Below are 14,854 nucleotides of genomic sequence, written 5' to 3'. Positions count from 1 at the left end.
TCCACGATTCATTCAATTTGGAGACTAGCCATGGGTGCATCCCACATGTCCCGGCGGGCTTTCGCCGCCCTGGCAGGCAGCGCCGCGCTGCTGGCCGCCGCGCCGCAGGCGTTCGCGCAACAGGAGTTCCCGGTCAAGGGCGGCAAGCCGATCCGCATCGTGGTGCCCTTTCCGGCCGGTGGCGGCACCGACGCGCAGGCGCGGATCGTCTCGCAGAAACTCGGCGAGCTGCTGGGCACCACGGTGATCGTGGACAACCGCGGCGGCGCCAGCACCATGCTGGGCGCCAGCGAGGTCGCGCGCTCGGCGCCGGACGGCTACACCGTGCTGTACGCGCCGTCGTCGACCATGGCGCAGAACCCGCACACGCTGGCCAACGTGCCGTACGACCCGTTCAAGGACTTCACGCCGATCACGCTGGGCGGGCGCGGTCCGCTGGTGCTGATGGTCAGCGGCGAGGTGCCGGCCAGCAACGTCAAGGAACTGGTGGCGTACATGAAGGCCAATGCCGGCAAGGTGAGCTACGCCACCTTCGGCGCCGGCACCTCGTCGCACATCTACGGCGAGATGTTCCTGAAGAAGACCGGGACCGAGGCAGTGCACGTGCCGTACAAGGGCGGCTCGGACGCCGCCAAGGACCTGATCGGCGGGCGGGTGCAGCTGTTCTTCGACTCGGCCGCGTCGGCCATCATCACCGCCAGCGGCGGCAAGGCCAGGATCATCGCCATCGCCTCGGATTCGCGCATCGCGGCGATGCCCGAGGTGCCCACCCTGGCCGAACAGGGCGTGACCGGGCTGGATCTGCCCAGCTGGCTGGGCTTCTACGGCCCGGCGAAGATGCCGCCGGCGGTGGTCAAGACGCTGCACGACGGCATTGCCAAGGTGCTGGCGATGCCCGACGTCAAGGAGTTCTACCGCAAGGGCGGCTACGAGGCCGGCGCCATGAGCCCGGAGGACTTCGCCAAGCTCACCCGCGTCACCTACGACCGCTGGGGCACGGTGATCCAGCAGCTGGGAATGGCCAAGCAGTAGTTACTGCGTGGTCCACGCGTAGTAGGCGACGCCTTCGTAGGTGAAGACCGGGTAGGTCTTGATCACGAAGTCGCGCTCGCCCTGGCTGATGGTGTAGAAATGCGCGGCCGTGGTGGCGTTGTTGAAGCGGAAGACCGCGCTGGCAGTGCCGCCGCTGCCCGACTGCGCGTACCAGGCGATGCCCTCGTCGTTCCACGACGGGTCCTTCACCACGATGTCGTGCTCCGCCACGGACATCGTGAAGAAGTGGATCCCGGTGACCCGGTTGTACAGGCGGAACACCGGCTGCGATCCCACGACCTGCTGTTGATAGGCATAGAAGCCCACGCCCTCGTACCTGAACTGCGGATAGGTCGCGATCACGTAGTCGCGCTCGCCCGCGGACGGCGTGAAGAAGTGGGCGCCCGTCACCGTGTTGAAGAAGCGATGGATCGGGATCCGCGGCGTCGACGCCGCCAGGATGCCCGACTGCTGCTGGCCGGAGACGCTCTGGCCCGGACTGAGCCAGCGGTTCAGCCCCGCGGTGTAGGCGATGTCGAAGCGGCCGTAGGCGTTCAGCCCGGTCGGATCCTGGCAGCTGGCGCTGCCGCCCTTGAGCTGGCCCACCAGATAGCGGCTGCCGTTGATGGTGGTGAACAGGCCCGAGCCGCTGCTGCCCGATTCGACGGTGCCCTGCGACCATTGCGCATCGAGGTAGTTGGAGTTGCTGGCCGAGGCCTCGGCGCAGTTGAACGTGTCGTTGACGCCGACCGAGCAGCTGAGGAACGCGGCCAGGGAGCCCCGGGCGACCTTCTGCAGGTCGCCGCGCGGATGGTGGACGCCGATCAGCTCCTGCCCGAACTGCGGCGGCGACGACGACCAGCCGGCGAACACCGCATTGGCCGGCGGCGGCTGGTTCAGGCGCATGAACGAGGTGTCCGTGGCCGTGCTGGCATACAGCAGCGTGGCGCCGCCATTGAGCTGCGTCGCCGACGGGTCCAGCGCCAGCACATTGCACGACGCCGAGCGGTAGAACCAGTAGGTGTTGAGCGTGGAGGCAGCCGTCTGCGTCGAGATGCAGTGGTTGGCCGACAGGAAGTAGGGCGTGCCGCTGAACTGCGAGTCGTTGAGCAGCGTGCCGGTGCAGGCGAAGCTGTAGCCGCTGTCGACGAACACCATCCGGGCGGTCGCCGCGCTCTGCGGTGCGACGTCGCTGGCGCAGTTGACGTCGATCTCGCAGCTGCCCGACTGGCCGATCAGCAGGTTGGCCAGTTCGGTGCTCTTGACGCTGACGTGGGACAGCATGGGCACGAACACCCGCACGGAGTCGGGCGACGTGCCCGGGGGCAGGGCGATCTCCAGCGTCACTTCCTCGCTGTCGATCGCCGGCGTCCAGAACGTCCGGCCGCTGTCGCTGACGTCGCCGGCATCGCGGTTGCGCGCGATCACGGCCAGGATGTCGCTGCCCGCCAGGTCGAAGGCGGTGGCGCCGCCCTGCGCATAACCGCGCACCCGCGCCGCCGCCGGCAGGTCGATCACCCGCAGGCCCAGCCGCAGGGCGGCCGCGCCGGCGGACGTGAAGCTCACCGCGGCGGTCGGGCCGGCGCCGCCGACGCCGGGCTTGAACTGCAGCGCGGTGCGCATCCGCTGCAGGTCGGCCGTCGCCGCCACCTCGCGGCCGGCGCCGATCTGCAGCGGCCGGCCGGCCAGCAGCTTGCCCGGTGCCGCCAGCGCCGGATCCAGCCGCGAAAGCCGCACGAGCGTGGGGGCCGGACGGTTGGCCGCCACCACGCCGACTGCCCGCTGCAGGCTGAGCGACGCGGCGGGAGGCTGGTAGGCCGGGACCTGCGCCAGCTGCGCCGGCAGTTCCACCACGCTGGCGGCGGCCGTGCCGGATGAGGGTGCCGTGGAATCGCCGCCACCGCCGCAGGCGGCGACAAGGGCGGTGACGAATGCAAGCGTTGCCGCCTTGAAAAACCGGTATTTCACTGCGGCTCCTGGAGCTTTTGGGGGTCCGCTGCTGAGCGGTGGGGCCAGTGTAGACGGAGCGCCTGACGCGAAGTTCCGGCCGGCGCGGTAAAACAACGCTGTTCCGTGACCAGTTTCCGCAGTCGGGCGCCGGCGCCGGCCGCCATCTCAGAGCGCGAAGCGTTCCCGGTACCAGTTCCTGACAGCAGGCTGCTGCAGGTACGCGCACAGGCCGGCGCCGCTGCTGCCGTGGGACTGCAGGTCGACCTCGGCGGCATGCCTGACGGCCGGATGCGGCACCACTTCATAGTCCTTGCCGGCCACCAGCAGCGGCAGGCCGCGGGTCGGGCCGACGTTGGCGAAGCCGGCGCAGCGCAAGGCATCTTCGGCCTGGGCATAACGCATGGTCCGGTACACGGCCTCCGCGTGCGCCAGCGCGTCGCTGCCGTAGACGGCGGCCGGCGGGCGTTGTGCGGGCGGCTCCGGCGGCGGCACGTGGTCTCCCCGGGCGGACGAGGCCAGCGTGATGATGAAGGCCGCCGCCGCGAGGGCACCGTGCAGCAGGATGGCGGGGCGATAAAGGGTCATGGCGGGAGATGCGTCAGGCGCGCCCAAGGGTATGGGCCCGCTCCCGGGCTGCCCATACTCTGTTGAGAGTATTCGCGGTGCTCATGGGTGCTGGGACGGCATCGGCACGCGCAGGGTCAGCACGGTGCCGGCGGCGGTGCTGTCGATCCGCAGCGTCCCGCCGAGCTGCGCGGCGCGGTTGCGCATGTTGTGCAGGCCGCGGCCGGCGCGCGCTGCGCCGGCGTCGGTGGGCGCCGCGGGCCCGATGCCGCGGCCGTCGTCCTTCACTTCCAGCACCAGTTCGCCGGCCTCGGCGCGGGCGCGCACGTGCAGCCGCGAGGCGCCGGCGTGGCGCAGCACGTTGGTCACTGCCTCCTGCACGATCCGCAGCACCTGCAGCACGCTGCCCGGCGCCGGCAGACCGATCTCGCGCTGGGCCTGCCAGTCCAGCGCGATGCCGGCGGCGGCCAGCCGCGGCTCCAGCCGGTAGCGCAGGTTGGCCAGCGCCACCAGCAGCGACTCGTCGTCCGGCTCCAGCGAATCGATCATCAGCCGCAGGTCGTCGATGCAGTCGCGCAGCATCGCTGCCACCTGGTCGCCGCCGGCGCCGCCGTGCTCCACCGCGTCCAGGGTGGTCATCAGCTGGGAGCCGATGCCGTCGTGCATGTCGCGCATCAGCCGCTCGCGCTCGCCGGCCAGCGTGGTGACACGCTCCAGCGAACGCACGCGCTGGTGGGTGCGCTGCAGCTCCAGCGCGCGCTCGCCGACCCGCCGCTCGAGGTCGGCGTTGAGCGAGCGCACCTGGTCGTAGGTGCGGAAGTAGCTTTCCGCCAGCGCAAAGACCAGGGCGCACAGCAGCACCGGGGCGCCGTAGGCCATGCGCGCGGCCGGACCGAAAGGCAGCAGCTGGGCCGACACCGCCAGGTCCGACAGGCCCAGCGCCAGCGTGACCAGCGCGGCGCCCAGGATCGCCCAGACCCCGATGCGATCGCGGTTGGCGCTGCGGCGCAGGAAGTCCACCAGGATGGCGATGGTCCAGGCGCCGAGCGCGGCGCACAGCAGGTACCAGGGGATGCGGATCGCGCTGGCGGCCTGTGGAGCGAGCAGCGCCAGGGCGCCGGCCACGGCGATGGCCGCCATGCAGCCGCGCACCACCCAGCGCTCGAGCCGCGGATGCCGGCGGCCGGTCAGGCGCAGGACGAACAGCCACAGCAGCAGCATCACCACCGCCAGGCTGTCCAGGACGTACGCTTCCCACAGGCCGGAGGGCACCCAGCTGGGCGACACCGTGTAGTGGAAATTGCGGATCGACCAGACGATGGCCAGCGCCGCGAAGCAGCCGTGGATCGTTTCGGCCGGCCGCCGCAGCCACAGCAGCAGCACCAGCAGGCCGGCGAAGATCAGCGCGATGTTGAGCGAGCGCGGCAGCGTCACGCGCCAGAAATAGTCGGCGTCGTACAGCGGCTCGACCAGGCTGCGCGGCCCCAGCGTCAGCGGACCCAACCCGCCGCGCAGGTTGGGCGCCACCCGCAGCCGCAGCTCGAGGCGGTTCTCGCCGGCGTGCAGCAGGTGCGCCTCGATCGGGTCCAGCCGCGGCACGCCCATGTTGCGGACGACGGTGCCGCTCATGCCGCCGCCGTTGCCGACCTCCACGCCGTTGACCAGCAGCTGGTAGGTGGTGCCGACGATCGGCAGGTAGGCGGCCCACGGCGTGGCGGGCGCCTGCGGCAGCAGGAACGAGCTGCGGTACCAGCCGTATCCCGACAGCCCGGGATTGCTGGTGCGCCAGTTGTCCGGCAGCGACCGCGGCACCCATGGCGCACCGTCGGCCGGTGGCGTGGCTTCATCGGACTTGAGGAACACGGCGCTGCCGACCACCAGCGTGCCGGGCTCCGGCTGCTGATGCGGATGCGGCCGCACCAGGGCGAGGACCAGCGCGACCCCCAGCAGCAGGACCAGGAACTGTGCGGCCCGCTTCACGGGCTCAGCAGGCCCCGGCTGCGCGCCAGGTACACCGCATGCTGGCGCGAGCGGGCTTCCAGCTTGCGGTAGATGTTCTGCACGTGGGTCTTCACGGTGAGCGGCGAGATGTGCAGCAGCGCGCCGATTTCGACGACGCTGCTGCCCTGGGCGATGGCGTCCAGGATGGCCGTCTCGCGCCTGGACAGCGGGGACACCGCAGGCGCCTTGGGCACCGGCGTCTGCAGCCGGCGCAGCAGGTGCCTGGCCAGCGAGGGGCTGATCGGCGATCCGCCGGCGCGCAGCGCATGGATGTTCTGGTTGAAGTCGCTGGCGCCGGTGTCCTTGAGCAGGTAGCCGGTGGCGCCGGCCTCGATCGCCGCCAGCAGGCTGGGCTCGTCGCCGAAGATCGACACCACCATCACTGCCGCCTGCGGCAGGTGCGTGCGCACGTGGCGCACCACATCCAGGCCGTTGCCGTCCGGCAGGCCCAGGTCCACCAGCACGACATCGGGGGCCAGCGCCTCGATGCCGGCGATGGCATCGGCGGCCAGCGCGAACTCGCCGACCAGGCCCAGGAGGGGATCGAGGGCGAGGTTGTCCCGATAGCGCTGCGCGTGCAGCGGGTTGTCCTCCACCAGGACCACTGAGATATTGCCGGTCATGGATGGGGAAAGAAAAGGTCCGTACTGCTCAGCCTCAAGGCAAGCGAGTGTAAAGGCCGCCAACAGCGGCCGTCTCGTTCAACGTGATGAGATGCGGCATCGCCGCCACAGCAGCGCCGAAGTTGAAAAAGATGGCGCGGCTGCCAAACAGAAGTATTGCCTCGCGATGCCAACGCGCTCGGCTCACGCCGGACCGCGAGCGGCAAACGACTAATCCAAAAAGAGTAAAGGCAAAAGTATTCATTGAACAACAAAGTCGCAAAAGAGATACATCGTTCGCAGCCAGGCGTTGTGCTTGCACGGTGCGACCCGTCAGAATCCGATCAGAAAACAGGTTCACCCAACGCGTAAACCGACGTTTTACGCGCAAACAAAGTAGAAAAAGAAAAATGAAACACGTTGAGGGATTCACGCTGATCGAGCTGATGGTCACCGTCGCGGTGGTCGGCATCCTTGCCGCCGTCGCGCTGCCGGCCTACACCAGCTATTCGAACCGCGGCAAGATCACCGATGCGCTGGCGGCGCTGGGCGACTACCGCGTCAAGATGGAGCAGTATTTCCAGGACAACCGCAACTACGGCACCGCCAGCACGGCCTGTCCGGTCAGCGTGGCGGCCAGCTCCTACTTCACTTACTCCTGCACCGTGGGTTCGACCACGCCGACGGTGAGCTTCACGGCCACCGCCACCAGCATCGCCGGCGCGGTCGGTCGCACCGCCGGCGACTACGTCTACACGATCAACGAAGCCAATGCCAAGGCAACCACCAGCTTCAAGGGCGCCGCGGTCACCAAGACCTGCTGGGTGATCCGGGGCAGCGAATGCTGATCCAGCGTGGCTTCACGCTGATCGAGCTGCTGATCACGATCGCGATCGTCGCGATCCTGGCGGCGCTGGCCGCGCCGTCGTTCAAGGTGATGCTGGCCAACGCCCAGATCCGGACCGCGGCGCAGGCGAGCTTCGACGGCCTGCAGCTGGCCCGGGTGGAGGCGATCCGCCGCAACCAGCGGGTCATGTTCATCAAGGGCGCCAACAGCAGCTGGGACGTCACGGTGGAGAGCGGCAGCGTGGCGGTCCAGTCGCGGACCTCCGCGGACGGCTCGCCTTCCGTCACCATGGTGGCGACGCCCACCGATGCGACCAAGGTCACCTTCGACGGGCTGGGCCGGGTCAAGCCCAATACGGACGCGAGCAGCACCATCAGCCAGATCGATGCCGACGTGCCGGTCTCGCTGATCCCGGCGGCGTCGTCCAGGGAACTTCGCATCACCATCTCCAGCGGCGGGGCGATCCGGCTTTGCGATCCGGGCGCCCCCAGCGGCTCGTCGACGGGATGCTGACGGTATGGCGGCTGCAATGAAACGATCCCAGGGCGGCTCGGTGCTGCTGGAAGCGCTGTTCGCCATCCTGCTGTTCTCGATCGGCGTGCTGGCCCTGGTGGCGCTGCAGGCGGTGTCGATCAAGAACAGCATCGACGCCAAGTACCGCTCCGACGCCTCGTATCTGGCCAACCAGATCGTGGCCCAGATGTGGACCGACCGCTCCAACCTCGACCGCTACAGCCACTATGCCGGCGGCCCGCTGTGCGCGTTCACCGGGTCGGCCTCGGCCGACGCCTCGCCCTGGGTGACGCCGGTGACCGCATGGGTGACGCAGGTCACCGACCTGCTGCCCGGCTCGGCCGCCAACAAGACCCAGATCGTGGTCAGCAACGTCGGCAGCACCAAGCAGGTGAAGGTCACGGTGTGCTGGAAGAGCCCGACGGAAACCGGCAGCCACAACTTCGCGGTGACGGCGCAGATCAACCCATGAGAGAGCGTTCCATGCAATTGCATCCGCGCCGGGCGCGGCTCCAGCGCGGGGTCAGCCTGATCGAGACCATGGTGGGCCTGGCCCTGGGGCTGATGATCACGCTGGTCGTCACCCAGGTGTGGGGCGCCTTCGAGGGCCAGAAGCAGCGCACCATCAGCAGCTCGTCGGCGCAGGTCAACGGCCTGCTGGCGCTGACGGAGCTGGAACAGGACCTGCGCAACGCCGGCGCCGGGCTGACCGACTCGGCGGCCTTCGACTGCACCACCGTGTACAGCTACTACGAATCGGGCGGCACCGTGGTGTCGCCGATCCCCGCCTACGTCGGCGGCGGCATGTCGATGATCCCGGTGCAGATCATCGACGGCGGCACCGGCTCCGACCAGCTGACGGTCAAGCGCTCGGCCGACCTGCTGGGCGCCATCCCGGCCTCCATCACCCAGCCGATGCCGTCCTCCTCCTCCGAGCTCAACATCAGCGCCACCACCGGCTTCGCCGACGGCGACACGGTGCTGGCGATCGACAGCGCCACCGGCAAGTGCACCGTGATGCTGGTCACCCAGGTACAGGGCGCCGCGATGAAGCTGCAGCACAACCCCGGCGCCACCGTCACCAACAACCCGTCGACCTCCTACCAGACGACCAACGGCTGGCCGGCGTATTCCTCAGGCGCCAAGGTGATGAAGATCGGCCAGCTCATTTCCCACACCTATGCGGTCAATTCGGTGTCGCAGCTCACGCTGACCGACAACTCCACCCCGCTGGCATCCACCACTTCGACGCTGGCCGCGGACATCGTGAACCTGCAGGCGCAATACGGCATCGCGAACGCCGGCAGCCAGAATGTCAACGCGTGGGTCAACGCCACTGCCGCCACCGGCTGGGACACGCTCAATTCGGCCAAGGTCAAGCGGATCAAGGCGGTGCGGCTGGTGATCGTGGCGCGCAGCTCCAAGCGCGAGGCCAGCGACGTGACGCTGCCGTGCAAGGACAGCACCGGCACGGTGGTCAACGCCAACGGCCCGTGCGTCTGGTCCGACGCCGAGCCGGTGCTCAACCTGAGCGCCGACGCCAACTGGAAGAGATACCGCTACCGGATCTACAAGACCATCATCCCGCTGCGCAACGTGATCTGGGCGGGCGTATGAACAGGTCCCCGAGCTTTGGCCTGCGCGGCCGCGGCCAGCGCGGCGTCTCCCTGATCATCGCGCTGATCGCCCTGGTGGCCATGACGCTGGCCGGCCTGGCGCTGATGCGCTCGGCCGACACCAGCAACGTCATCTCGGGCAATCTGGCATTTCGCGAGGCCTCGCTGCACGCCACCGACGTCGGCGTCGAGACTGCGCTGACCACGCTGGCCACGGTCGCCACCAGCTCGCCGGACGCCGCCTATCCGGCCGGTTGCGCCTCCGGCGCCTGCAACTACTACCCGACCATCCAGACGGCGGTGACGGCGGCCGGGGTGCCCACCGTGATCGACTGGGCCACCGTCCCCAGCGACACGGTCGACTCCAGCTACGCCGTGCAGTACGTGGTGGACCGGCTGTGCGACGGCCCGACCCCGGTCACCGATGTCGCCAACAAGTGCATGAACCTCACCGGCACCTCGGTCGGCAGCAAGAAGGCCGGCGCAGTCTCCTTCAGCTCCGCCAGCCAGGTCTATTACCGCGTCACCGTCCGCGTGGTCGGGCCACGCAATTCCCAGAGCATCGTGCAGACGACCTATGCGCGCTGACCACTCCACAGGAGCCACGGCATGAAAGCCAGCAGATCGCAATTCCGCCGAACCGTCGTCGCCGCCGGCCTGCTGTCCGTCAACGGCGCCTTCGCGGGCTCGACCGACATCGCAAACGTGCCGATGGCGGTGTCGAACATGGTCACGCCCAACGTGCTGGTGATCTACGACAACTCGGAGTCGATGGACGCCTACATGAACGGCGTCATGGTCTCCGGCAACAACCCGAACACCCGCGGCAACATCGGCCGCTCGGTGATGCGCAATGCGATTTCCGGCTACCGCATGGCCTTCAACTGGGGCTTGATGAGCTATGAGATGTCCAAGGATCCGCCGGACCTCAGGAGCACCTATGCGTACTACCTGGGCAGCGACACCGGCATGGTCTTCACCGGCAATTGCACCGGCTACGTTGCAGGCACCTTCAATGGGGCGCCGGCAGTCGCCGGCACGTCGACGGCCGGCGGCCGCCGCTGCATCGCCAACCCGCAGCCGTGGCCTGGCGCCGAATACGTCACGTTCAACTACAGCTCGGACGACTCCAACATCGTCGACGTGCTTTATTACGGCAGCTATTCGTCCAGCGGAGTCCCGAACTACAACCAGATGTGGGCGCCCGCCGCGAATACCGGTTCCAATACCCGTTACGACTGGTTCGGTTCGCATGACCTGAATGTCACGACGTGGAGCGATCCGGCCGACTTCTCCTCGTCGATCTTCAGCAGCACGCTGACACCGACCGATGCCGGGTTCCTGCCGAACAACTCCGGCACCAGCTTGCCCAACAACATCTCACGCTCGCTCTACCTGCCGCGGGGCTGGGGCTACATCTCCGATGTCACCGGCTACGGCAAGCTCAACGAAGCGGTGCTTGCCGATTCGACGGCGCACTACAACAACCTCCAGAACCTGCTCGCCAGCGAGTCGACCGGGACCGGCGAACTCAAGAACGGCGCCGTCTTCACCACGCTCAAGGGCACGCTCGGCACGGCAAGGTCCTATTTCTCGGGCAGCCTGTCGGGCAAGGCCACCCCCATCGCCCAGACCTGCCAGCAGAATTTCGTCATGCTCGTCACCGACGGCCTGCCCACCGGCGACACCAGCGGGAACCTGTATTCGGCGACGGACCGGGCCAACAGCTGCGCCTGGAGCACAGCCAGCAATTCCTGCACCAGCGGCTCGTTCGGCGTCGCGGCCACCGACACCATTTCGGCCATTTCCTCGCTGCGCACGACGCCGGTCAGCGGCGTGAGCTCGATCAACAAGGACGGCACCGGCGCCGTGACTGGCAAGTTCGACGTCCAGACCTACGTCGTGGCCCTGGGCGACACCGTCGCCAACGCGCAGGCGCTGTCGGTGATGAATGCCATGGCCTACAACGGCGGGACCGACGGTGCGCTGCAGGCATCGGATGCCACCGCGTTCCAGAATGCCATCGTCCGGATCTCCGACGACATCACCGCAAAGGTCGGCGCCGCGGCGGCCGTCGCCGTCGCCAACGCGCACGTCACTTCCACCGACAACGCGTCGTATGCCTCCAGCTACAACTCCGGTACCTGGAGCGGCGACATCAATGCGTCGGCGATCGATGTGAATACCGGCGTGCCCTCGACGGCGTCCCTGTGGACCGCCGGCTCGGCCGCCATCCAGCTCGACGCCAAGACCGCGGCGTCGCGCTTCATCGTCACCTCCACCGCTGCCGCCGGCGCCTGCGGCACGGCCTGCGGCCTGCAGTTCCAGCCGACCACGGCCAGCACCTCGACGACGCTCAGCGTGTCGCAGCAGACCCTGCTCAACTCCCCGTCCGGGACCGATGGCGCGGCGGTGGTGGCCTACCTGCGCGGCGACCGCTCTGGCGAAACCGCCGGCACCTACCGCGCACGCGCCCACCTGCTGGGCGACATCATCAACAGCGAGCCGGTGCTGGTGCGGGCACCCAATGCGAGCTATGCCGACCAGGGCTACAGCGCCTTCAAGACCGCCAATGCCGGCCGCACGCGGATGCTGTTCCAGGGCTCCAACGACGGCATGCTGCACGCCTTCGTCGCCACCACCGGCGCCGAGTCCTGGGCCTACGTGCCCAACCTGGTGATGGGCAACCTGAACAACCTCAGCCAGAAGCCGGGCTTCACCCACCAGTACTACGTGGACGGGACGCCGGTGCCGGGCGACGTCGACTTCGGCAACGACGGCAGCAACAACTACACATCGGACTGGCACACCATCCTGGTTGGCGGCCTGGGCAAGGGCGGCCGCGGCTACTACGCGCTGGACGTCACCACGCCCAATGCCAGCAGCGAGGTCGACGCCAAGAACAAGGTGCTGTGGGAGTTCCCGAACAGCGTCGTCAGCAGCACGGCCCGCACGGCCGCCAAGTTGAACATGGGCTATTCGTTCGGCAAGCCCATCATCGTCAAGACCGCGGCGGCCGGCTGGGTGGTGCTGGTCACGTCGGGCTACAACAACGGTACCAACACCGGCGACAGCGGAGGCGACGGCCTGGGCCACATGTTCGTGCTCAACCCGAAGACCGGCGACCTGATCAAGGACATCTCGACCGCCAGTTGCGCCACCACACCGGTGTCCAACCCGTGCGGCCTCGCGCAAATCAGCGGCTATGTCGCCAACGGCGACATCGACAACACCGTCGACTATGTCTATGGCGGCGACCTCAAGGGCAACCTGTGGCGCTTCGACCTGACCGGCAACAACACCAACGGCTGGGGCGTGGCGAAATTCGCGACGCTCAAGGATGGCTCCAGCCGGGTCCAGCCGGTGACGACCGCGCCGGAACTGACGCTGGTCAACAACATGCGGATGGTGTTCGTCGGCACCGGCGAATACCTGGGCGGAACCGACATCCCCGGGGCCACCAATGCCAACGTGGCGTCCAGCCAGACCCAGACGATGTACGGCCTGCACGACACGCAGACGGCGCTGCCCGATCCGCTGCGCGCCAGCCTGCAGCAGCAGACCATCACCACCAGCGGGTCCACCCGCACGATGTCGAGCAACACGGTGGACTACGCCACCAAGAACGGCTGGTACATCGATCTGCCCAGCACCGGCGAGCGGCTGACCACCGATCCGGCAGTGGCGCTGAGCGCACTGGTGTTCACCACCAACATTCCCAGCTCCACGGTCTGCCAGCCGGGCGGCAGCAGCTGGGAATACTTCATCAACGTCAAGACCGGCGGGGTCGTGGACAACACGACGGTGGCCTGGTCCGGAACCTTCCTGGCCAACGCGCTGGGCAGCCGCCCGGTGCTGATCCAGCTGCCCAGCGGCAAGGTGGTGTCGCTGGTGCGCACCTCCGACGCCCAGACCGTGAAGCAGGACGTGCCGGTCAACGCGCCCGGCTCGACCCCGCGCCGCATCTCGTGGCGCGAGTTGATCAACTGATGCCCGCGATGGGCAACCCCCGGAGGACTCCAGGATGAATGACATGATCGGCCGGCTTGCGGTGTGCGCGTTGCTGGCGACCGCCGCGCCGCTGGCGCTGGCGGTGCGGCCCACCGAGGCAACCGCTTCGGGCCGCTCCACCGCATCGGCATCCCTCGCGGTGGAGCGCGGCGGCACCATCGAAGCGGTCGACCGGGCCGGCAAGGCCATCGTGATCGAAGGTGTGCACTATGCAGTGCCGACCGGTTCCATGCAGATCCACTGGCAGGCCAGCAAGGTCTCCGGCCAGTGGACCAGCCTCGAGCCCGGCATGCAGGTCCGCTTCAGGACGGTCAGGGACGACGGGCGCAAGCAGGACCAGCTGCGCGAGATCTGGGTCACCGGCCCGGCGCGCCGGCCGGCGCGCTGACCGGCCGGCTGAGCCGCGTTTCAGGTCAGCGCATCGGCCGACTGGTTGGCGCTGTCGCCGCGCCGCGCCGTCAGGGCCCAGGCCGCGACGAAGACGACCAGCCCGGCCAGCTTGAGGGCGAGCGCCAGCCAGGCGTCCGGGCCCGGCTCGGCGCCCGGCGCCAGCCAGCGCAATGCGCCGACCAGCCCGACGAACAGCCAGATCGCGAAGCACCAGGCGACGAATTCGCCGAGGACCACGAGTGCACGCATGGGGAACACCTCCTTGCTCCGCCAGCATCGGTCAGGCCGCCGCGCCTGGGTGTGACACGAGGCAACAAACGCGACGGTCCGTCGGTGCGCCGGCGGCGGCTCAGCTTGCCGTGCCCGGTTGCGGGCTGGCGGTCTTGCCCAGCGCATCGGCAGCCGGGTGCAGCACCGCCAGCAGGTCGGAGGTGGTGCGCAGGATCATGCCGGCGTTGGCGCGCACCAGTTCGTCCTCGGTGCCGAAGCCGCACAGCACGCCCACCGTCTGCGCGCCGGCGGCGATGCCGGTGCGGATGTCCACCGTGGTGTCGCCGATCATCAGGCAGGCGGCCGGCTCCACGCCCATCGCGGCAGCGGCGTAGAGCAGCGGATCGGGGGAGGGCTTCATGCGCACCGTGGTCTGCGAGCCGACCACCGCGGCGAACAGCTTGCGCACGCCATAGTGCTCGAGGAAGCGCTCCACCCGCGGCGCGCTGCCGGTGGAAATGGTGCTCATCGGATAGAACGTTGCCAGCGCCACCAGCATCTCCTTGACGCCGGCCATCATGTCGTGCGGCACCTGGTCGGCGGCCTGGATGTTGCGCGTGCCTGCGGGGTCGGCAGCGCGGGCGCGCGAGGCGCTGATGCGCTCGCGCAGGCGCGACAGCTGCGTGTCCAGGCCGAAGCGATCGAGCAGGCCGTAGGCCGCGTTGACGGGCGTCGCAGCCGCCATCACGCCCTGGCGCGCCAGCCGCTCGGCACGGCGGCCGCTGACCAGGGGCAGCCGGGCGATGCAGGCAGCCAGTTGCGCGACGATGTGGTCGTCGGTGTCGGCGATGGTGCCGTCGACGTCGAAGCAGAGCGCGCGCACCCGCGGCAGGTCCAGCGCCATGGCGACGGCGGGCCGGCTCAGTGGTTGGCGCGGGCCGCCGGCTCGGCGTCGAAGCCGGAAATGTCGAAATCCAGGCCGGTCAGCGGCTGTTCCAGCGCGCCGGCGCGGAAGTCGACCAGGGCCTGCAGGTCGCGGGCCAGTTCCATCAGGTCCTTGGCGGCTGAACTTTGAAGCAGGAAGCTGGGATCAGACATGGAAATCCTTTGGTTGAGCT

At 68.6% G+C, this 14,854-nt stretch carries 16 protein-coding genes; 8 read left to right on the top strand and 8 right to left on the bottom strand.

Annotated elements, in window-relative coordinates:
- Window positions 1–30: 30 nt before the first annotated feature.
- Window positions 31–1,032, top strand: a complete 1,002-nt coding sequence (locus ACFPOE_RS00140; RefSeq protein ID WP_376847965.1) for a Bug family tripartite tricarboxylate transporter substrate binding protein — start codon at window positions 31–33, stop codon at window positions 1,030–1,032.
- Here ACFPOE_RS00140 and ACFPOE_RS00135 read toward each other — a convergent pair whose 3' ends face one another.
- From ACFPOE_RS00135 to ACFPOE_RS00115, 5 genes are all read right to left on the bottom strand, one after another.
- Window positions 1,033–3,000, bottom strand: coding sequence for a serine protease (locus ACFPOE_RS00135; protein WP_376847964.1), 1,968 nt, complete (start codon window positions 2,998–3,000; stop codon window positions 1,033–1,035).
- 147 nt (window positions 3,001–3,147) lie between these two features.
- Window positions 3,148–3,567 (bottom strand): hypothetical protein, encoded by a 420-nt coding sequence (locus tag ACFPOE_RS00130; protein WP_376847963.1) that lies wholly within the window; start codon window positions 3,565–3,567, stop codon window positions 3,148–3,150.
- 81 nt (window positions 3,568–3,648) lie between these two features.
- Window positions 3,649–5,526, bottom strand: coding sequence for a sensor histidine kinase (locus ACFPOE_RS00125; RefSeq protein WP_376847962.1), 1,878 nt, complete (start codon window positions 5,524–5,526; stop codon window positions 3,649–3,651).
- Window positions 5,523–6,170, bottom strand: coding sequence for a response regulator (locus ACFPOE_RS00120; RefSeq protein ID WP_376847961.1), 648 nt, complete (start codon window positions 6,168–6,170; stop codon window positions 5,523–5,525). Before ACFPOE_RS00120 ends, ACFPOE_RS00125 begins: the two co-directional genes overlap by 4 nt.
- A gap of 34 nt (window positions 6,171–6,204) precedes the next feature.
- Window positions 6,205–6,510, bottom strand: a complete 306-nt coding sequence (locus tag ACFPOE_RS00115; RefSeq protein ID WP_376847960.1) for a hypothetical protein — start codon at window positions 6,508–6,510, stop codon at window positions 6,205–6,207.
- Window positions 6,511–6,559: 49 nt separating this feature from the next.
- Here ACFPOE_RS00115 and ACFPOE_RS00110 point away from each other — a divergent pair, with 49 nt between their 5' ends.
- The 7 genes from ACFPOE_RS00110 to ACFPOE_RS00080 are packed head-to-tail and all read left to right on the top strand — an operon-like array spanning window position 6,560 to window position 13,524.
- Window positions 6,560–6,997, top strand: coding sequence for a type IV pilin protein (locus ACFPOE_RS00110; protein ID WP_376847959.1), 438 nt, complete (start codon window positions 6,560–6,562; stop codon window positions 6,995–6,997).
- The gene (locus ACFPOE_RS00105; RefSeq protein WP_376847958.1) at window positions 6,991–7,509 is read left to right on the top strand and encodes a GspH/FimT family pseudopilin; all 519 of its coding nucleotides are present in this window, start codon (window positions 6,991–6,993) and stop codon (window positions 7,507–7,509) included. The genes ACFPOE_RS00110 and ACFPOE_RS00105 overlap by 7 nt, the downstream gene beginning before the upstream one ends.
- Window positions 7,510–7,525: 16 nt before the next feature.
- On the top strand, window positions 7,526–7,981 hold the full coding sequence (locus ACFPOE_RS00100) for a type IV pilus modification PilV family protein (protein WP_376847957.1): 456 nt from the start codon (window positions 7,526–7,528) through the stop codon (window positions 7,979–7,981).
- An 11-nt stretch (window positions 7,982–7,992) separates the two neighbouring features.
- Window positions 7,993–9,126, top strand: a complete 1,134-nt coding sequence (locus ACFPOE_RS00095; RefSeq protein ID WP_376847956.1) for a PilW family protein — start codon at window positions 7,993–7,995, stop codon at window positions 9,124–9,126.
- A complete protein-coding gene (locus ACFPOE_RS00090; protein ID WP_376847955.1) occupies window positions 9,123–9,713 on the top strand; it encodes a pilus assembly PilX family protein in 591 nt (196 codons plus the stop codon). The genes ACFPOE_RS00095 and ACFPOE_RS00090 overlap by 4 nt, the downstream gene beginning before the upstream one ends.
- A gap of 21 nt (window positions 9,714–9,734) precedes the next feature.
- Window positions 9,735–13,115 (top strand): pilus assembly protein, encoded by a 3,381-nt coding sequence (locus tag ACFPOE_RS00085; protein WP_376847954.1) that lies wholly within the window; start codon window positions 9,735–9,737, stop codon window positions 13,113–13,115.
- A gap of 34 nt (window positions 13,116–13,149) precedes the next feature.
- On the top strand, window positions 13,150–13,524 hold the full coding sequence (locus tag ACFPOE_RS00080) for a hypothetical protein (protein WP_376847953.1): 375 nt from the start codon (window positions 13,150–13,152) through the stop codon (window positions 13,522–13,524).
- 20 nt (window positions 13,525–13,544) lie between these two features.
- On the opposite strand, the gene ACFPOE_RS00075 is transcribed toward ACFPOE_RS00080, so the two are convergent.
- The 3 genes from ACFPOE_RS00075 to ACFPOE_RS00065 all read right to left on the bottom strand — a co-directional run bounded on the left by ACFPOE_RS00075 (window position 13,545) and on the right by ACFPOE_RS00065 (window position 14,834).
- Window positions 13,545–13,775: a hypothetical protein gene (locus tag ACFPOE_RS00075; RefSeq protein ID WP_376847952.1), complete on the bottom strand. Its 231-nt coding sequence runs from the start codon at window positions 13,773–13,775 to the stop codon at window positions 13,545–13,547.
- 100 nt (window positions 13,776–13,875) lie between these two features.
- Window positions 13,876–14,640: an HAD family hydrolase gene (locus tag ACFPOE_RS00070; RefSeq protein ID WP_376847951.1), complete on the bottom strand. Its 765-nt coding sequence runs from the start codon at window positions 14,638–14,640 to the stop codon at window positions 13,876–13,878.
- Between the two features lie 17 nt (window positions 14,641–14,657).
- Complete coding sequence (locus ACFPOE_RS00065; RefSeq protein ID WP_376847950.1) at window positions 14,658–14,834, bottom strand: hypothetical protein; 177 nt, start codon at window positions 14,832–14,834, stop codon at window positions 14,658–14,660.
- Window positions 14,835–14,854 lie beyond the last annotated feature (20 nt).

The organism is Caenimonas terrae, from assembly GCF_042655405.1.
GTDB classification, from domain to species: Bacteria; Pseudomonadota; Gammaproteobacteria; order Burkholderiales; family Burkholderiaceae_C; genus Ramlibacter; species Ramlibacter terrae_A.
This window is presented reverse-complemented; position numbering and strand designations above follow the sequence as displayed.